Genomic DNA, 17,719 nt, shown 5'->3' on the forward strand with positions numbered 1-17,719 from the left:
CACAAAGTGCACTGTTCGCCACAGGTTGGGGGCGCAAATAATGGGATTTGAACAATCCACGCCATCGGCCAACAAAACACAAACCTGTGGCGAGGGAGCTTGCTCCCGCTGGGGTGCGAAGCACCCCCAATCCAAGCGGACTGGATCAACCTGGCACACCGCGTTGACAGTGTTGGGGCTGCTGCGCAGCCCAGCGGGAGCAAGCTCCCTCGCCACAAAGGCAGGGGGCGTCCGGCGTGGGTGTATACCGAAGTATCGATGGCATGGCCCAAAGGGTGAGACGAGTGTCCCCACGTACAACAGACCGGGTGCGCCGCGGGGATTACGCTTTCAACACCTCGTCGCCGTAGGCCTTGATGGAGGACGCAGGCGATGAACGTGTCCACTCCTGACTCAATGGCCTGGTGCCTGGGGCGACGACTATGATGAACAGAAATGACCTGCGTCGTGCTGACATCAACCTGCTGGTGGTCTTCGAAACCATGATGCACGAGCGAAACGTGACCCGCGTCAGCGAAAAGCTGTTTCTCGGTCAGCCAACGATCAGCAGCGCCCTGGCGCGGCTGCGGTTGATGTTCGATGACCCCTTGTTCATCCGTTCCGGACGGTTGATGGAGCCGACTTCCCGGGCGCAGGAAATCTTCTCCAATCTGTCACCGGCCCTGGACGGCATCGCCGCTGCCTTGAGCCGTTGCCAGGCATTCGAGCCGGCCACCAGCGAGGCGACCTTCCATGTCGGCCTTTGCGATGACGTCGAGTACGCGTTGCTGCCGGAGCTGTTGCGCCGCCTGCGGGTCGAGGCACCAGGCACCACCTTGGTGGTGCGCCGGGCCGATCAATGGCAGGTATCCCAACTGTTGGCCAGCGGCGAGATTTCCCTGGGCATCAGCCCGACCCTGGAACTGCCGGCCAATGCCCGGCGCAAGACACTGCGGCCAATTCGGCCGACGCTGTTGCGCGCCGACTCGCAGCCCGGCGAACTGACCTTGGACGAATTCTGCCGTCGGCCCCACGCCGTCGTGTCGTCCATGGGCAATGTCATCGATGATTCGGACCGCGCGTTATGCCTGATGGGCCGCCAGCGCCGAGTGGTCTTGACCGTGCCGCAGTTCAGCGCCTTGCCCATGCTGTTGGCCGAGAGCGATATGATCGCCATCGTGCCGGATTACGTTGCCCAGGCCATGGCTGTGACGACCGGCATGCGCGCGCAAGCGGCCCCCATCTGCTTGCCCCAGCACGCGCTTTCCATGGTCTGGCGCGGCGCCTCGCACAATGATCCGGGGGAGCGTTGGTTGCGTTCCCGTTGCAGCGCGCTCCTGGCCGAGCAGGGCGAGTCGCAGGAGGGATCCAGGCAAGTGGCCTGACAGGACGACGCCGCAGGGCTCGCGCTCAGCGGGAAAACCGGTTGCGATACTCCCGGGGCGAAATCGACAGGTGGCGCTGGAACGTGTGGCGCATTCGTTCCTCGTCCCCGAAGCCGCAGGCGCGGGCAATCTGGTCGATGTTTCGCTGGGAGTCTTCGAGCATTCGACGCGCGGCTTCAAGGCGGAACATTTCCACGGCTTTGGCCGGGGTTCGCCCGGTGTGGCGTTTGTAGACCCGGGCAAAATTGCGTGGGCTCATCCTGGCTTGGCGGGCCAACCGCTCGACGGTGAGGTCATTGTCGTCCAGGTGTTCGGAGATCCAGACGTGCAACTCGTCGAACCCGGCGCTCTCCTGCATCTGCAATTGCAACAGTTGGCTGAACTGCGCCTGCCCGCCGGGGCGCTTGAGAAACACCACCAGCTCACGGGCCACCTGCAAGGCCACGTCGCGACCGCAGTCGGCTTCGACCAATGCCAGGGCCATGTCGATGCCGGCGCTGACCCCGGCCGAGGTCCACACGTTGCCCTGCTGGATGAAGATCGCATCGAGGTCCACTTCGATCGACGGGAACCCACTCTTGAGCATCTCGCACATGGCCCAATGGGTGGCGGCCCGGCGTCCGTCCAACAACCCGGCCTGGGCCATGAGGAAGGTGCCACTGCACACCGATGCGGTGCGCCTGGCCTGGGCCGAAGCATCGCGCAGCCATTGCACCAGGTCGACACAGTCGATCATTGCCTGCCGTATGTCCGGTGCACCGGGGACGATCAGGGTGTCGATGAGCGTCCCATCAAGTTCATGCAGGGCACGGGTGTCCACGACCAGGCCCTCGGCGCTTTGCATCAACCCGCCTGCCAGGCTGGCGGTGTGCATGGCGTAGCCGGGCAGGCCGCGTTCGGTCATGGCTTTGGTGGCGGCCCAGAACACGGTCTGGGCGCCGGTCAGGTCCAGCAGGCCCATCTGCGGGTAGGCGAGGAATACTAAAGTGCGCGGTTGGCAAATGGACTCGGCGACGATGCCGATATCCAGGGTCATTTCGTTCATGATCGCTTCGCGCTGGATTTTTGTCAGGAGAGGTGAAGGAGTCTATCCGTTTTCGGCACAATTGAACGAGTGGCCTGCCAGGCGGAATGGAACTTGCCTGGGTTTGATCCATAAGCCCTGGAATCATCAAAGGTCGGGTCAATGAACAATGACAACATGGCGCAGCCCGTGGTCTCGTCGGATGGGTTGCCGATGCTGCCGATCAATCGGTTTCGCACCACGGACATCGACGAGCACGCCCGGAACATGGGCGGTTGGCAGGTTTGCTATGACCAGTTGACCCCCGGGCGCTTCGACGGTGAATTGATCGAGTTCCGCTCGGAGTGGATGCAGCTGGTGCGCGACCGCTCTAACCAGGCCCTGACCAAGCAAGGCATGGCCTGGGAGGGGTCCATCACTTTCAGCGTGCCACTGAGTGCGGACGGGCCGGTCTTTTGCTCCGGGCACCCGATTGTCGAGTCCAGCCTGTTGGTTGCCCGTGGCCATAACCTGCCTGAGCTGCGCACGCCTCAACATCTGGACCTGCTCGGTGTCGCCATCGACGAGCAGGCGTTGGAGCATGTGCTGGAACGACAGGGCAGTCGCTTTCGAATTACCGATCTTCCCAAGTGTTACCGTCTCGGCAACTCGACGTTGCCCGCCGAGCTTACGGCGTTGTTCGATGAGCTTGAAGGCGGCGAGCAGGGGCGTGACTCGTTACTGGGTTACGAGTCGATCCGCCGTGGCCTGCGTGACACGGTGATGCTGCACATACTGGAACTGGTGGCACCGGATGAGGCGCCGCCGCTCAACCCCACGGCGCGCAAGCGCATGGTCGACCGCGCTCGGGAATATGCCTTGACCCATGTCGATGAGCCGCTGTCGATCCTCGACCTGTGCAACCACATCGGTGCCAGCCGGCGAAAACTGCAGTATTGCTTCCAGGAGACGCTGGGCATCAACCCCGTGGCCTATTTGCGGGCGTTGCGCCTCAATGCCGTGCGTCGTGAACTGCGCAGCGGCGGCCATGCCCAAGGTGTACAGGAGGTGGCGGCACGCTGGGGCTTCTGGCATTTGAGCCGGTTTTCCAGCGACTATCGAGTGCTGTTCGGCGAGACACCTTCACAAACCCTGCGTCGCACGCATCTGTGCTGAAAACGGATAACGGCTGACTGGCCGGCTCCCTAGGATGACCCCTACACCACATGGTCGGGAGGGGCATTCGATGAATCAGAAGAATAAAACCAACGTCTTGCGCTGTACTGGGTTAACCCTGGGATTGATCGCTGTCTGTAGCGCTGCCCATGGCACCGAAAACGGTGCGCCGACCACGGCGTTCGGGGTCTACGACTTCGGCGCGGGGATGATGCCGCCGGCCACGCCCTTTGGCACCGTCGGCCTGCGCACCGCGTTCTACTCGGCCAACGTGCAGAAGGATCGTCACGGTAAGTCCGTGGACAACAATTTGTCCCTGGATATCTTGTCCCTCGGCGTCGCCTACATGCACATGACCGATTACACCGTGCTGGGCGCCAAGTACGGCTTCGGCGCCGTCGTGCCGTTCTTCCAGATGGACGCCTCGGTGCGGGTGCAGACACCCATCGGCCCGCTGGACCTGGAAGCCGATCCGTTCCGCATGGCCGATATACAGGTGCTGCCGGTGATCCTGCAGTGGACCTTGTCGCCGAACCTGTTCGTCAACGCCCAGTTCCAGATCCAGGCCCCCACGGGCGACTACGACAAGGATCGCTTGATCTCACCGGGTCTCAACCACTGGACCTTCTCACCGATCCTCAACGCCACGTACATCTCCGACAGCGGTTTCGAGGTGTCTTCGAGCTTCGAAGCCGACATCAATACGCGCAACCACGCCACCGACTACAAGAATGGCGTCGAGTACCGTCACGAGTTCGCCGTGGGCCAACACGTCGGCCCATGGACCGTCGGCGTGGGCGGTTTTTACTACCGGCAATTCACCGACGACGATGCGCCGGGCCTGGAAGCGGGCAATCGCGCCCGGGTGTTGGCGGTCGGGCCGGCGGTGAGCTACTTCAAGCCCGGCATACCCCCGGTGTGGCTGCACGTCTACAAGGAGCTCGATGCGCGAAACCGCGCCGAGGGCTACACCACGGCGCTGCGTATTTCTCACAGTTTCTAAAAGAGGCTCGCCATGAACCAGTCAAATTCCGTTTCACCGGCGGCCACTCCGTCGCGCCAGGCCGGTTGGCGCGAAGGCGGGGTGCTGATGCTGGGCAGCAGCCTGACGATCATGGGCGCGGTGATGGTCACGCCCATCCTGCCCAGGTTGGGCGCCGAATTCGGCCCCTTGGAACCGCGGGCCGATCTGCTGGTGCCGTTGGCGATCACCGGCCCGGCCCTGGCGATTGCCGTGTGCGCGCCTTTGGCGGGCTGGTTGGCCGACCGGGTCGGGCGCAAGGCCTTGCTGGTGATTGCCACGGTGCTCTACGCCTTGCTCGGCGCGTTGCCGGCCATGCTCGAGAGCCTGCCTTCGATTGTGGGGGCGCGGCTGTTGTTCGGCTGCACGGAGGCGGCGGTGATGACCTGCTGCGCGACGCTGATCGCCGACTATTGGCAGGGTGAGGAGCGGCTGCGCTACGTCAATCGCCAGGTGGTGACCATCGGCCTGGTGGGCGCGCTGTTTTTCGTGGTGGGCGGTGTGCTCGGCGAGCATTCGTGGCGCGCGCCGTTCCTGCTGTATCTGCTGCCGTTGCTGCTGGTGCCGGCGATGCTGAGAGTGCTCTGGGAACCGCCGGTGGCGAAGCCGCAACTGACCGAGCCGCGCGTCGACGCGTCGGGGCCGGCCAAGGTTGCCGTGCTGCCACTGCTGGCCGGCTACCTGATGATCCTGGGCGGCATGGTCCTGACGTTCGTCATGCCGATCCAGGCGCCGACGCTGTTGGTCAGCCTGGGCATCACCTCCAGCACCATGATTGGCCTGGCCGCGGGACTGAGCCTGCTGGCGACCTTGGGTGGTTCGCTGATGTGGCCGTTGCTGCGCCGGCGTTTCGGCATTGCCGGTTGCAACGCGCTGCTGCTCGGCCTGATGGGGTTGGGGCTGTGGCTGCTGATGCGCGGGCAAAGCTACAACGACGTGCTGGTGGCGGTGTTCGTCCAGGGCCTGGGGGCGGGGTTGCTGGTGCCCAACGTGATGGCGCCGGTGATGAATGCCTTGACCGCCAGCACCCGCGGCCGGGGCATGGGCGGGTTTACCTCGTGCCTGTACATCGGCCAATTCGTCAGTCCGCTGGTGGTGGCCTTGGTAATTGTCTTCGCCGGCGACCTGCGTCACGCCATCCAGTGGCTGGCCCTGAGCAGTTTTGCCTTGGCGCTGCTCTGGGTCGTTGTCGGCCTGCGGAGAAGGGCTCAGGGACAAGCAAGCACCGTCGGCTCACATCAATCGTCGTGACATAAGGAACCTGAAACATGGGTATGCAAGACATTCACCAACTGATGGACAGTGAAGATGCCACGGCGCTGGCCGAGTGGGTCAGGCGTGGCGAAGTCCAGCCCGGCGAACTGCTGGAAACCGCCATCGAGCGCCTGGAACGGGTCGAGCCACAGCTCAATGCGGTGGCCGAGCGCTTGTACGATTCGGCCCGGCAGGCGGCGCGCACGCCACAGGTTGGCCAAGGCCTGCTGGCCGGTGTGCCGACCTTGATCAAGGATCTGTTCTCGCCGGTGCTTGGCGCGGCGATGACCAACGGTTCGCGCGCGCTGGGCGACTGTCGGGCGGATTTCGAATCGGAAGTCGTGACGCGTCTGCGCCGTGCCGGATGCCAGGTGATGGGCACCAGCACCTCGCCTGAGTTCGGCACGTCGTATTCCACCGAGTCCGCGCGCTTCGGTGCCACCCGCAACCCCTGGAGCCACGCACACAGTGCCGGTGGCTCCAGCGGCGGCGCTGCCGCGTTGGTGGCGGCCCGCGTGGTGCCGTTCGCCCATGGCAACGACGGCGGCGGTTCATTGCGCGTGCCGGCGTCCTGTTGTGGTGTGTTCGGGTTCAAGCCCAGCCGTGGCCTGATGCCGTCGGGGCCGGTAATGGGCGAGGGCTGGGCGGGGATGGGCACGCCGCATGCGATCACGCTGTCAGTACGCGACAGTGCGGCACTGCTGGATGCCACCGCCGGGATGGACCTGGGCGCGCCCTATGCCGCGCCGGTCCAGGCGTTGCCCTATGTGATGGCGGTGCAGGCGGATCCCAAGCCGCTGCGCATCGCCCTGGTCGAGCAGCTCGGGCCTTGGCCTACGTCACCACAGAGCCTTCAGGCAGTGGGCGAGGCCGCGCGGTTGTGCGAGGCGTTGGGGCATCGTGTCGAACCGGTGAGCCTGCCGGTGGGGTTGCTGGAGTTTTTCGACCATGTATTCACCATCATTGGCGCCAGCTCTCGGCACTATGTCGACCTGCTGGGCCAGATGCGCGGGTTTGCCGTGCAGGCGGAAGAGCTGGAGGTGCGTACCCGGATTATCTTGCGGGACAAGGGCAACGTCAGCGGCGCCCAATATGCCGCGGCGGTGGGATGGATTCATGCCCTCGGCCGGCAGTTGGCGGTATTCATGCAGGATTACGACGTGATCCTGAGCCCGGTGCTGACCCGCGAGCCGGTGCGGATTGGCGAGCTGGACCTGCAGGATGTGTGCATGAGCCTGGACCAACTGATCGAGCGCTACCACAGTTATTCGCCATTCACTGCACTGTTCAATGCCAGCGGTCAACCGGCGATGTCGGTGCCCTTGTCCTGGAACGCCAATGGCTTGCCGATGGGCGCGCATTTTGCCGGGCGCTTTGGTGAAGAAAACACCTTGCTGGCCCTGGCCGCCCAACTGGAACGCGCCCAACCCTGGCGCGGCCGAGTGCCGCCGGTCAACGCCTGCGGGCGGTGAAACGGTGGGAGTGGCTTGCTATGGCGTTGGGGCAGTGGGCTCATCATTGACTGACCCTCCGCTATCGCGAGCAAGCTCAGCTCCCACAGGGGGGTGTGGTGGTCGCGAATGCCTTGGACGACTCAAAAAAACTGTGGGAGCGAGCCTGCTCGCGATAGCGTTGGGTCAGTTTGCACTGGAATGGATTATGCCGCTTCTGCCGCCATCGCCGCCTGGACGCTGGGCCGTGCCGCCATTCGGGCCATGAACGACGCCAGTACCGGCCAGTCGCCGATCGCGATGTTGAACAACGGCAACCAAGTCAAAACGGTGAATAGATACGCGTCGGCCAGGCCGAAGCGGCCCATCAGGTAATCCTGTTGCTCAAGGGCCTGGCTGAGGTAGTCCAGGCGCTTGAACAGTCTTGCCTTGAAGATTGCCTTGGTTGACTCGGCGATATCGGCATTGAACAGCGGGGCACAGCCGCTGTGGATCTCGGTGCTGATGAAGTTCAACCATTCCTGCAGACGAACTCGCTCCCAAGTGCCATTGGCCGGCGCAAGTGTATTTCCGGGGACCCGATCGGCCAGATACTGGACGATGGCGGGCCCCTCGGTCAGGACCTCACCGTTATCCAGCACCAAGGCGGCCACGTAACCCTTGGGGTTGATGCTAAGGAAGTCGCGGCCGTCGGCGGTGCGCTTGGTCTTGTTGTCGACCCGGATCAATTCAAAGGGCAAGCCCAATTCCCGCAACACGATGTGCGGGGACAACGAGCAGGTCAGGGGCGCGAAGTACAGTTCCATGGTTTCCTCAAGAATGGGGGATATGCCGGCAGAATCCGTGAAGGCCGGAACATTTTCAAAGGACATCTTCAGTGCTAGCGTATGACAAAATCTCATGAGCATGCGCCCCCATCATGGCCGACAAAATCCCATCCTTGAACGGCCTGAAAGCCTTCGAATCGGCAGCTCGACACATGAGTTTTACCAAGGCTGCCGAAGAGCTGAACGTCACCCAGACAGCGGTCAGTCATCAAATTCGCCGGCTCGAAGAGGAGCTGGGTGTGCGCTTGTTCTTGCGGCTCAAGGACGGTTTGGCCCTGACAAACGAAGGCCAGGCCTATTTCCCCGGCGTTCGTTCGGCCTTCCATGAGTTGCGCTATTGCACGGAGATGTTGCTGGAGAGCCGCAACAACAGTGTCTTGACGATCAGTACGCTGGTTTCATTTGCCTCCAAATGGCTGCTGCCGCGGCTGGCGTCGTTCCAGCAGGCGTGTCCCACTATCGATGTGCGCGTCACGGCGTCCACTGAACGGGTGGATTTGCGCAAGGGCGGCATCGATGCGGCCATCCGTTACGGTGTCGGCGACTGGAAGGGCGTGCGCGCCGACTGGCTGATGGCCGATGACATCTTCCCGGTGTGCAGCCCCAGGTTGCTGCAAGGTCCGACCGCGTTGCGGACCCCGGACGACCTGGCCCAGCACACGTTGTTGCAAATCAGCGGGGTGACCAGCGGCGATTGGAGCGCGTGGCTGAGCGCCGCCGGCCAACCCACAAAACTGGCCGAAGGCAGCCGGCTGACATTCGACCTGGCCATGATGGCCGTACAGGCAGCGGTGGACGGCCTGGGTGTGTGCATCGGTCGCTCAACCTATGTCGAGGATGACCTGAGGGCTGGACGACTGGTAGCACCCTTTGACCTGCGCTTGAGGTCCGACCTGGGCTTCTATTTCGTCACCCCCCATGAACTGGCCGATTCGCCAAAAGTGCAGGCCTTTAGAAGCTGGTTGATGGATTCGGTGGGTTTTGGCGCCGAAACATAATTACGCCGTACCGTTCAGCCCCCAGCCAACCCGCCGATATGAATAGAAGGTCCGGTCACTTTCAGGGTTCACCGAGGGTACGTCATGTTTAATAAAACACTAAAAAACGAACTGACGGCTAGGACGGCCGAATTGACAACCTACAAAGGACTGGTCGGCGCCCTTGAACGGTCGATGGCGGTTATCGAATTCAGTCCAGACGGCAAGGTGCTGCGGGCGAACGAGAACTTTCTGAAAACCATGGGCTACCGTGCGGAGCAAGTGACCAGCCTGTCCCATCGGGATTTCTGCACCCCGGCGCTGGCGGGCAGCGCCGAATACCGCGAATTCTGGAACCAGTTGCGCGCCGGTCAATTCGTGTCCGGCACGTTTCAGCGCCGCAGTGCTTCAGGCCAGAACGTGTGGCTGGAAGCCAGCTATAACCCGGTACTCGATGAACAAGGCCGCGTCGCGAAAGTGGTCAAGTACGCACTCGATGTGACTGTCAAAGTGGCCACTGAGGCCGAAACCCGTGGCCGGCTGGCTGCCCTCGACCGGGCCATGGCGGTGATCGAATTCGACCTGGGCGGCAACATCCTGACCGCCAACGACAACTTCATGAATGTGATGAATTACTCACTGGCTGAGCTCAAGGGCAAGCACCACCGGATGTTTTGTGAACCGAGCCTGGTGGGCAGCTCGGAGTACAGCGATTTCTGGCGTCGTCTTAACGCCGGTGAGTTTTTCAGCGGTCAATTCAAGCGCCTCGGCAAGAACGGCAGAGTCGTCTGGCTGGAAGCCAGCTACAACCCGGTCTACGACGCCGAAGGCAAGCTGTGCAAGATCGTGAAGTTCGCCAGTGACATCACCGAGCGGGTGGAGAAATTCGAAGAGGATTCGCGCGGCGCGTCCCGGGCTTACCACATCTCCGCCGAGACCGAGCGCGTGGCTGAACAGGGCGCTCTGGTGATCCATCAAACCGCCAAGGAAATGCGCGAAATCGCCGACAACATCGGCGCCTCCGCGCGCCTGGTTGGGCAACTGGGGGCGCGTTCGGAAGAGATCACCGCCATCGTCAACACCATTCGCGGCATTGCCGACCAGACCAACCTGCTGGCCCTCAATGCGGCCATCGAGGCGGCACGAGCCGGCGACCAGGGGAGGGGCTTCGCGGTGGTGGCCGACGAGGTCCGGCAACTGGCCGGGCGCACCAGTCGCTCCACGTCGGAGATTGCCGAAATGATCGGCATGATCCTCTCCGAAACCCGCGATGCCGTCGCGAGCATGAACGTCACCCATGAGGGCGCCTTGCGTGGCGTCACCCTGGCAGACCAGGCCGGATCGGTCATCGTGCAGATCCGGAACGGGACCACCGATGCCCTCGATGCGGTGAGTATGTTTGCGTCCAAGCTCGACGAGTCCGAGGTGATTCCCAAGACGGCTATCGGCTGGGTGGGTTGAGGTGAGCTGAGTCCACGCCCTTGCGATCCATGCGCTTGACGAGCTCGAGCAATACCGCTCGCAGCTCCGGCGGTCGCACGGGCTTGGCCAGCACCGAGATGTTCAGGCTGTGCAGCGATTGACGTATCCGCTCGATCTCATGCCCGGTGATGACCAACGCCGGGACTTGCCAGCCGCGCTGCTCGCGTATCGCGGCAATGCACTCGGCGCCCGAGACTTTCGTGCCCAGGTCGAAATCGGCGATGACAATGTCGCCATCGCTGGTCAGTCCCTCGCCGTCGCTGTGGGTTTCAACCTCGCAACCCCATTTCTCCAGAAGTGCCGACGTCGCCATCAGAACGTTGGCGTCGTCCTCTACCAAGCACACCCGTAATCCGTCCAGACGATGCTGGACGGGCGTCACCTTGGGCTCCATGGCCCTTGGCGCCGCCAGCTCCAGGCCGCTGATCGCCACCTGGGTGCCTTGGCCGACCTTGGAGCGGATGTGTATATCGACGTCGAGTATCTGGCTGATGCGCTTGACGATGGACAGGCCCAGGCCAAGGCCCTCGACATCCTTGTCTCGGACATGGCGCACGCGGTAGAACTCCTTGAACACTTCGGGCAAATGTTCGGCGGCGATGCCACGGCCCTTGTCGTAGATCACGACGGCCAGGCGCTTGCCCCGGCGCCGTACGCCAATCAACACCGGCTGGCCAGGCGCGTATTTGAGGGCGTTGGACAGCAGGTTCTGGACCATTGTGGTCAGCATGCCTGGATTGACGTTGACCCAATAAGGGCAGGTGCGCAGGCGCAGTTCGACCCCGGCCCAGCGAGCCGCCTCGGTGTTCTGCTTGACCACTTCTTGCAATAGAGTCCCTAAGTGAATGGTGTCGGCCTGCGGTACGAGCTTGCCGTGGTCCAGGGTGTAGATATCGAGGATCGAACGGAACAACTGCGAGACGGTGTGCAGCGAGCGGTCGATATTGTCCACTAGCCGCAGTTCTTCCATGCCCAGCCTAGCGTCACGCAGGCAGGCGGTGAACAGACCGATGGAGTGGATCGGTTGGCGCAGGTCGTGGCTGGCCTGGGCGAGGAAGCGCGACTTCTCCTGGTTCGCGGCAATCGCCTCTTCCGAAGCGATACGGGTACGGGTCAGCAGGATATGCGCATAGGCTGGCACCACGATGGTGGTGACGATCAGCATGAGGAACATGTAGGGCTGGGTACGCCAGAAGGGCTGAAGGCAGAAAATCACCACCAGGGTCGCCAGCGCGATAGCGGTTGCCAGCGCCAGGTAGCGCGAGCCGAAACGCATGCCATTACCCAAGGTTACCCAGAGCAGTGCTGCGTAGATCGGCAGTGCAGTTTCACCTCCCAGCACCATGGCGAACGCGATGCCTGTGTAGTCATGCAGCATCGTGAACAGGCGTCGCCAGAAGAAGTGTCCCGGCCAGCGCTTGATGATCATGCGCAGGAACACCGAGACGAAAATGAACGTGCCGATGTAAATAATGATGGGCACGTAGCTGGCGGCGTCTTCTGGATACAGGCCGGCCAGGATGCCGATATACACGAGCGCACAGGCGCTGACGGTCAGGCGTAACGTGGCTTGGTCGAATTCGCTGTTCTTTTCCACCGGCTTTGGCATCTCAAGACTTCTGATGCCTCCAAGCGTAGCCGCTAGCCTGGGTGAAAGTTGGGGACAGGCTGGACGCCGTCCCCAACGGATGGCGCCATTGCGTCAGTAGACCCTGTAGTACTTCACAACGTCGTCGACGAAATAGATGGTCAATACCGAACCCTGGGTCTGGCTTTGGCCTGTTTTCGTGCCGGTCACGCTGCTGACGTCGTTGGCCACGGTTTGTGCCTTCGCCAGTTGTGCCGAGGTTTCATACATCTTCAGGCTCGTTTCGGTCGACACGTACTTATGGGCCAGCTTCATGTACTTATCGAGGCCCTCATCATTCTTTTCATAGGTCCAGTTCGACTCGTTGCTGGTGCTGGTCGAATTGAGTTCCTCGTTGGTCGGCGCACCGAACATCTGCGTGATCTGGCCTTTTGTCGTCTTGCCCGGAATGATCGTTTGCTTGAGGTAGGTGACGTCGTATTTCTGGGTTCCCTGGTTCAGGGTGTTCATCAACTTACCCAAGTCCCCGGTGTTTGCACAGCCGTTGAGTACGCCCGCCAGCACGCACAGTGCCAATCCATTTCCAAGTGTTTTTCCATAGTTGAAGGACATAATGACTTTCCTTGAGTTGATGTCAGGACCCTTCCACTTCAATCGGGCAGACGGTGAAGTTGATCCAGCATTGCGCCGCCGATCGATTTATTTAATCCACGGGCTTGGCACGCCGTAACTTTTCAATAGGCACAGTGATACGGCACGGCGTCTGTATGGCGCGTTGGTATTGTTTTATGTTTGGCTGTTCGAGCCGCTTTTTTCAGAGCGTCTTCAGCTTAGGGGGAGAGTACGGAGCGAAGCTATAGTACAAGTGTGCTATGGCCTTGGCGGCGGGCAGGGGGGATAACGCTCAATGATTATTCACGACGTCATACCTTCACGTCTGCGGTTTGCCCAACCATCCGCCATCGCCTGGAACGTTGGGAAACTGCGCCGCAGCCGCTGAACGTGTGGGAACACCCAGGGATTTGAGCAGGCTTGAGACATGGATGCGTACCGTGAAGGGGGAAATGCCCAGCGCCCGGGCTATTTCCTTGTTGGTCTTGCCGGCGGCGATCAAACCAAGCACTTGTCGCTGACGAGCGGTCAGTTGCGAAAGTGCATCATCGAGGATGGCGTTTTCCGCCTGATACTTGACCACTACTTCGCCTTCGCGAATCGCCATGATGGCGTCGGCGATATCGGCGGGGTCGATATTCTTACCGATGAAACCGTCGGCACCCAGCGCCATGACCTGGGAAATAACATCCCTGTCATCCACCATCGAAACCACAATGATCGAGGTGCGTTTGAATTCATGACGCAACTGGCTTATGACCTGCAGCGATTTAATACCGGGGAAGCGCAAATCCAGCACCAAGGAGTCCACTTCGATGCCGGACCGCGCCAGAGCCAGCACTTCGTCCAGGTTGCCAGCTTGTTCTATGGTGGCCGTCGGCAGAAGCCGTTCAATGGTTCTTAACATACCTTCGCGAAACAAAGGATGGTCATCGGCCACAATAACTAGGCAGGTCATGCTTCAGATCCTTCTGACTTCAAGTTCGCGCATCGTAACCTAAACTGCCCCCTTGGGTTTCAAGTTTGAAACAACTTTCATGTTGGAATAATCCTTTGAATATGACGGAAAAGAATAGCGAGCTTGATCAGGCGACGTTGAGGTTGACGGTCGGTGCCTGCACCGCGCTCTACATCATTGTGGTGGCCTGTCTGGCCAGTGATTTCGAAACCTATGTACCGATCCTGTGGTACATGGCCTTTTTCTTTGGTGCCGCGGTCCCGCTGCGGATGGCGATCAAGCGTTGGCCCGGGCACTTTTTCCTGCGTCGTCTTTTTGCGATGACCCTGGATTACGCAAGTCTCGCCTTCGCCTTGATCGTGGGTGGGGAGGGCCTGCTACCGGTGTACGCTGCATTGCTCTGGGTCACGTTGGGCAATGGCATGCGTTTCGGCTCGCGCTACCTGGCGCTGGCAACCGCTATCGCCCTGGCGACCCTGGTGGTGATTTTCCTGCTCACGCCGTTCTGGCGTGGCCAGCCCTACCTGTTCCTGATGCTGATCGTCACCACCATTGTGGTGCCTGCCTACGCGCATATCCTGCTGACCCGTACCCGCATCGCTTCGGAAGAGGCGATTGCCGCGAACCAGGAAAAATCCCGCTTCCTGGCCCAGGCCAGCCATGACTTGCGCCAGCCGATTCACTCGATCGGTTTGTTTACCGCTTGCCTGCGCGATGCCCGGCTGGGGCAGGAAGAGTTGCGACTGGTAGACAATATCGACCGCTCGTTGCACATCGTGTCGCAGCTGTTTCGTTCGATCCTGGACATCTACACCCTCGATAACGGCCAACTTGAACCGCAGGCCGAACCCGTGCACCTGGGCAGGTTGCTCCAGGACGTGGTCAAGCAGAACACCGAAGCCGCCCGCTGGGCCGGTGTCGAGTTGCGCCTGCGGCCTTGTCGGCACTGGGTCAATGTCAACGCCGGGCTGTTGGCGACCATGGTGCAGAACCTGGTCTCCAATACCCTCAAATACGCCCCCGGCCAACCGGTGTTGATCGGCGTGCGTCCCAGAGGCCGTGGCGTCGCCATTGTCATTTACGACAAGGGCCGGGGCATTGCCGCCGAGCATCTGCCCGAGGTATTCAAGGAGTTTTATCGGGTACGCCACGTCCGGGACAAGGACGTCGAAGGGCTGGGCCTGGGGTTGTCCATCGTCAAGCGCATCAGCCAGTTGATCAACCTGGACATCCGGTTGGACTCCCGGCTGGGCAAGGGTACACGCGCGATGATCCAGGGGCTGGAAACGGTCGCGCCAAGGGTCGCGGCACACAGGCCGGTGCCCACGCAAGGCCGTTTGCAGGGTTTGCGGGTGTGCCTGGTAGAGGATGACGCCAACGTGCTGATGGCGACGTCCGCGCTATTGGAGAAATGGGGCTGCGAAGTGGAAACCCATAGCGACGGGGTCGGCGTGACCAGTGACTGCGACATCATCATTGCCGACTTCGACCTGGGTACGAAGGTCTCCGGTTCCGAATGCATCGCCGCGATTCGGGAACAACGGGGCTGGGAAGTCCCCGCCATGATCATGACCGGCCATGAAATCGAAAGAATTCGTCATTCGTTGCACCACATGAACATTTCAATCCTGGCCAAGCCCGTGCGACCTCCGGAGTTGCGGGTGACCCTGCTCGAATTGACCAAGCATTTCGCCGGTGTCAGGACCTGAGCCCATCCTTCCATTTTATGAAACGGTGGATTGCAGTTTGTGCGTATTCCTGCGCAGCCGCTTTGGGCAGAAGATGACGCCAGCCACTTGCACGCCCGTGCAGAAGCTGGCGGAGAGTCCTTAACCATAGCGCACTGGCGCAGGCATTCATGCTGCGGGTGCGAGGAGTCGCTGATGGACGAAGTCGTGAAAGCCCAAACCTCGCCCTGGCACGAAGGCGAGCTGACCCTGCAGCGCGCCGTCGGGGCCGTCGACATGATGGCCAGTGTCGGCCAACGGCAACTGGCCCGCACGTGGATGCCGGACCAGCACCGGGCGTTCTACGCCCAGTTGCCTTTCGTGGTGCTGGGTGCGGTGGATCGCCAAGGCGATGTCTGGGCGACCCTGCGCGCAGGACAACCGGGCTTCATGAACTCGCCCGATCCGCAGACCCTGCACATCAACCTCGAGCCCGAGCCGAACGACCCGGCTCAGGAAGGCATGGGCGAGGGCGATGCCATCGGCATGCTGGGGATCGAATTGCACACCCGGCGACGTAATCGCATGAACGGCGTCGTGCGCCGTCAGCTTGCCCCAGGGCTGGAGATTGCCGTGAGCCAGGCCTACGGCAACTGCCCTCGCTACATCAATCTGCGTCAGTACCAATTTGTCGATGCGCAGGCTGTTGCGCCGCGTCAATTGACCGTCTCGGACCCGTTGGTGCGGCGCCTGGTGACGGCGGCCGATTCGTTTTATATCGCCACCTATGTGGTGCGTGACGGCGAGCGGCAGGTCGATGCCTCTCATCGCGGCGGCAAGCCGGGCTTCGTACGCATGGACGAAGACGGATCGCTGACCATCCCGGACTTTTCCGGCAATCTGTTCTTCAACACCCTGGGCAATATCCTGCTCAACCCACGGGCCGGGCTGGTGTTCGTCGATTTCCAGAGCGGCGATCTGCTGCAAATGAGCGGTTCGGCGCAAGTGCTGCTGGACGATCCCGAGATCAGTGCCTTCCAGGGCGCCGAGCGGCTGCTGCGCTTCACGCCGCAGCGCATCGTCCATCGCCCGGCCGCCATCGCGCTGCGTTGGAAGGACCAGGACGAGGGCGACTCGCCCAATTCATTGATGACCGGCAGTTGGGAGCAGGCCGCCGAGCGCTTGCAGGCCGAGGCGCTGCGCAGCCGTTGGCGTTCGTTGCAAGTTGAGCGGGTGGTGGACGAGAGCCCCGACATTCGCTCGTTCTATCTACAGGCGAGCGATGGCTTGGGTTTGCCCCGGTTTGAAGCCGGGCAACATGTGCCCGTGCGGATTTTGTTGGAGGGGCACAAAACCCCGTCGATCCGGACCTATAGCGTCTCCAGCGCACCGTCGGATGATTTCCTGCGCATCAGCGTCAAGCGCGATGGATCGGTGTCGTCCCATCTGCATGAACAGGTGCGGGCGCTGCATGAGATCGAAGCGCGGGCGCCCCAGGGCCACTTCACGGTCCAGCCCACCGAGCGCCGTCCGTTGGTGTTGCTGGCTGCGGGGGTGGGCATCACGCCGCTGTTGTCGATGTTGCGCGAGGTGGTTTACCAGGGGCAGCGTATCAGCCGCATGCGCCCGGTCTGGCTGGTGCAAAGCGCCCGCTCGGTGGCCGACCTGGCGTTCCGTGAAGAGATCGACGAGCTGGCCGCCCGTGCCGGCGACAAGCTGCAGGTGCTGCGCATGGTCAGCCAACCGCCCACCGAGGCGGGGGCAGGTGAAGGCTACGATCTGGCAGGCCGGATCGATGTGGAACTGCTCAAGCGGCTGCTGCCGCTCAATGACTACGATTTCTATCTGTGCGGGCCGGGCAGCTTTACCCAGGCGCTGTATGACGGGCTGCGTAAATTGCGCATTCCTGACGACCGCATCCATGCGGAAACCTTCGGGCCCTCCACCCTTGTGCGGGATATCGAAGTCAGTGTCCCGGCGCCCCAGCAAGTACCGGCCGCGAGCGAGGCGGTGAAGGTCTTGTTCGCCAGTTCCGGTAAGGAAGCTCGTTGGGAACCTGGCAGTGGAACGCTGCTGGAGTTGGCCGAAGCGCGCGGCCTGACCCCGGAATTCAGTTGCCGCGGCGGTTCCTGCGGCACCTGCAAAACCCGCTTGAGCCGTGGCCAGGTGCATTACCTGAGCCAGCCGGCCGAACCGGTGGGCGAAGGTGAAGTGCTGATCTGCTGCGCCGTGCCGGCCCAAGGGAGCGAGCCGTTGGTGCTTGAGGTTTAGATCCCTCGGCGCAACGAAGGCGGTGTGTCAGTTTGCGGTGATGTTGGATGGGCCGGCCTCATCGCGAG

At 61.8% G+C, this 17,719-nt stretch carries 14 protein-coding genes; 9 read left to right on the plus strand and 5 right to left on the minus strand.

The annotated features are described in order from the left end of the window. Positions 1–422 precede the first annotated feature (422 nt). Positions 423–1,364, plus strand: coding sequence for a LysR family transcriptional regulator (locus HU767_RS08760; RefSeq protein WP_272972215.1), 942 nt, complete (start codon positions 423–425; stop codon positions 1,362–1,364). Between the two features lie 25 nt (positions 1,365–1,389). On the opposite strand, the gene HU767_RS08765 is transcribed toward HU767_RS08760, so the two are convergent. Then, on the minus strand, positions 1,390–2,409 hold the full coding sequence (locus HU767_RS08765) for a GlxA family transcriptional regulator (RefSeq protein WP_238349436.1): 1,020 nt from the start codon (positions 2,407–2,409) through the stop codon (positions 1,390–1,392). A gap of 141 nt (positions 2,410–2,550) precedes the next feature. On the opposite strand from HU767_RS08765, the gene HU767_RS08770 reads away from it, so the two are divergent. The 4 genes from HU767_RS08770 to HU767_RS08785 all read left to right on the plus strand — a co-directional run bounded on the left by HU767_RS08770 (position 2,551) and on the right by HU767_RS08785 (position 7,290). Continuing rightward, positions 2,551–3,543 (plus strand): helix-turn-helix domain-containing protein, encoded by a 993-nt coding sequence (locus tag HU767_RS08770; protein ID WP_186729295.1) that lies wholly within the window; start codon positions 2,551–2,553, stop codon positions 3,541–3,543. Positions 3,544–3,613: 70 nt separating this feature from the next. Further along, positions 3,614–4,546 (plus strand): transporter, encoded by a 933-nt coding sequence (locus tag HU767_RS08775; protein WP_186705817.1) that lies wholly within the window; start codon positions 3,614–3,616, stop codon positions 4,544–4,546. 12 nt (positions 4,547–4,558) lie between these two features. Then, positions 4,559–5,815 (plus strand): MFS transporter, encoded by a 1,257-nt coding sequence (locus HU767_RS08780; protein ID WP_186729296.1) that lies wholly within the window; start codon positions 4,559–4,561, stop codon positions 5,813–5,815. A gap of 17 nt (positions 5,816–5,832) precedes the next feature. After that, positions 5,833–7,290 carry an amidase family protein gene (locus HU767_RS08785; protein WP_186729297.1) on the plus strand — a complete coding sequence of 486 codons (1,458 nt, stop codon included), beginning with the start codon at positions 5,833–5,835 and terminating at the stop codon, positions 7,288–7,290. A gap of 185 nt (positions 7,291–7,475) precedes the next feature. Here HU767_RS08785 and gstA read toward each other — a convergent pair whose 3' ends face one another. Further along, entirely contained in the window at positions 7,476–8,075 is a 600-nt protein-coding gene (gstA, locus tag HU767_RS08790) for a glutathione transferase GstA (protein ID WP_186729298.1), read from the minus strand. Positions 8,076–8,188: 113 nt separating this feature from the next. Between gstA and HU767_RS08795 the strand changes: the two genes are divergently transcribed. Next, complete coding sequence (locus HU767_RS08795) at positions 8,189–9,094, plus strand: transcriptional regulator GcvA (protein WP_186729299.1); 906 nt, start codon at positions 8,189–8,191, stop codon at positions 9,092–9,094. Positions 9,095–9,178: 84 nt separating this feature from the next. Next, the gene (locus tag HU767_RS08800; protein WP_186729300.1) at positions 9,179–10,534 is read left to right on the plus strand and encodes a PAS domain-containing methyl-accepting chemotaxis protein; all 1,356 of its coding nucleotides are present in this window, start codon (positions 9,179–9,181) and stop codon (positions 10,532–10,534) included. Here HU767_RS08800 and HU767_RS08805 read toward each other — a convergent pair. The 3 genes from HU767_RS08805 to HU767_RS08815 form a co-directional block, all read right to left on the minus strand. Continuing rightward, positions 10,515–12,164, minus strand: coding sequence for a hybrid sensor histidine kinase/response regulator (locus HU767_RS08805; RefSeq protein ID WP_189656154.1), 1,650 nt, complete (start codon positions 12,162–12,164; stop codon positions 10,515–10,517). The genes HU767_RS08800 and HU767_RS08805 overlap by 20 nt on opposite strands. 93 nt (positions 12,165–12,257) lie before the next feature. Beyond that, positions 12,258–12,755, minus strand: a complete 498-nt coding sequence (locus HU767_RS08810) for a hypothetical protein (protein ID WP_186705823.1) — start codon at positions 12,753–12,755, stop codon at positions 12,258–12,260. Positions 12,756–13,074: 319 nt separating this feature from the next. Then, entirely contained in the window at positions 13,075–13,713 is a 639-nt protein-coding gene (locus tag HU767_RS08815; protein WP_186729301.1) for a response regulator transcription factor, read from the minus strand. A gap of 101 nt (positions 13,714–13,814) precedes the next feature. Between HU767_RS08815 and HU767_RS08820 the strand changes: the two genes are divergently transcribed. Next, positions 13,815–15,422 carry a hybrid sensor histidine kinase/response regulator gene (locus tag HU767_RS08820; protein WP_186729329.1) on the plus strand — a complete coding sequence of 536 codons (1,608 nt, stop codon included), beginning with the start codon at positions 13,815–13,817 and terminating at the stop codon, positions 15,420–15,422. Positions 15,423–15,596: 174 nt separating this feature from the next. After that, a complete protein-coding gene (locus tag HU767_RS08825) occupies positions 15,597–17,651 on the plus strand; it encodes a pyridoxamine 5'-phosphate oxidase family protein (protein ID WP_186729302.1) in 2,055 nt (684 codons plus the stop codon). The last annotated feature ends 68 nt before the right edge of the window (positions 17,652–17,719 follow it).

It is taken from the genome of Pseudomonas sp. SWRI179, assembly GCF_014268705.1.
In the GTDB taxonomy this organism is placed as follows: Bacteria; Pseudomonadota; Gammaproteobacteria; order Pseudomonadales; family Pseudomonadaceae; genus Aquipseudomonas; species Aquipseudomonas zanjanensis.

What these genes read in the sequence shown, in the direction of transcription:
- HU767_RS08760 (WP_272972215.1), top strand. Translation starts at nt 423, where the DNA reads ATGATGAACAGAAATGACCTGCGTCGTGCTGACATCAACCTGCTGGTG.
- HU767_RS08765 (WP_238349436.1), bottom strand. Translation starts at nt 2,409, where the DNA reads ATGAACGAAATGACCCTGGATATCGGCATCGTCGCCGAGTCCATTTGC.
- HU767_RS08770 (WP_186729295.1), top strand. Translation starts at nt 2,551, where the DNA reads ATGAACAATGACAACATGGCGCAGCCCGTGGTCTCGTCGGATGGGTTG.
- HU767_RS08775 (WP_186705817.1), top strand. Translation starts at nt 3,614, where the DNA reads ATGAATCAGAAGAATAAAACCAACGTCTTGCGCTGTACTGGGTTAACC.
- HU767_RS08780 (WP_186729296.1), top strand. Translation starts at nt 4,559, where the DNA reads ATGAACCAGTCAAATTCCGTTTCACCGGCGGCCACTCCGTCGCGCCAG.
- HU767_RS08785 (WP_186729297.1), top strand. Translation starts at nt 5,833, where the DNA reads ATGGGTATGCAAGACATTCACCAACTGATGGACAGTGAAGATGCCACG.
- gstA (WP_186729298.1), bottom strand. Translation starts at nt 8,075, where the DNA reads ATGGAACTGTACTTCGCGCCCCTGACCTGCTCGTTGTCCCCGCACATC.
- HU767_RS08795 (WP_186729299.1), top strand. Translation starts at nt 8,189, where the DNA reads ATGGCCGACAAAATCCCATCCTTGAACGGCCTGAAAGCCTTCGAATCG.
- HU767_RS08800 (WP_186729300.1), top strand. Translation starts at nt 9,179, where the DNA reads ATGTTTAATAAAACACTAAAAAACGAACTGACGGCTAGGACGGCCGAA.
- HU767_RS08805 (WP_189656154.1), bottom strand. Translation starts at nt 12,164, where the DNA reads ATGCCAAAGCCGGTGGAAAAGAACAGCGAATTCGACCAAGCCACGTTA.
- HU767_RS08810 (WP_186705823.1), bottom strand. Translation starts at nt 12,755, where the DNA reads ATGTCCTTCAACTATGGAAAAACACTTGGAAATGGATTGGCACTGTGC.
- HU767_RS08815 (WP_186729301.1), bottom strand. Translation starts at nt 13,713, where the DNA reads ATGACCTGCCTAGTTATTGTGGCCGATGACCATCCTTTGTTTCGCGAA.
- HU767_RS08820 (WP_186729329.1), top strand. Translation starts at nt 13,815, where the DNA reads ATGACGGAAAAGAATAGCGAGCTTGATCAGGCGACGTTGAGGTTGACG.
- HU767_RS08825 (WP_186729302.1), top strand. Translation starts at nt 15,597, where the DNA reads ATGGACGAAGTCGTGAAAGCCCAAACCTCGCCCTGGCACGAAGGCGAG.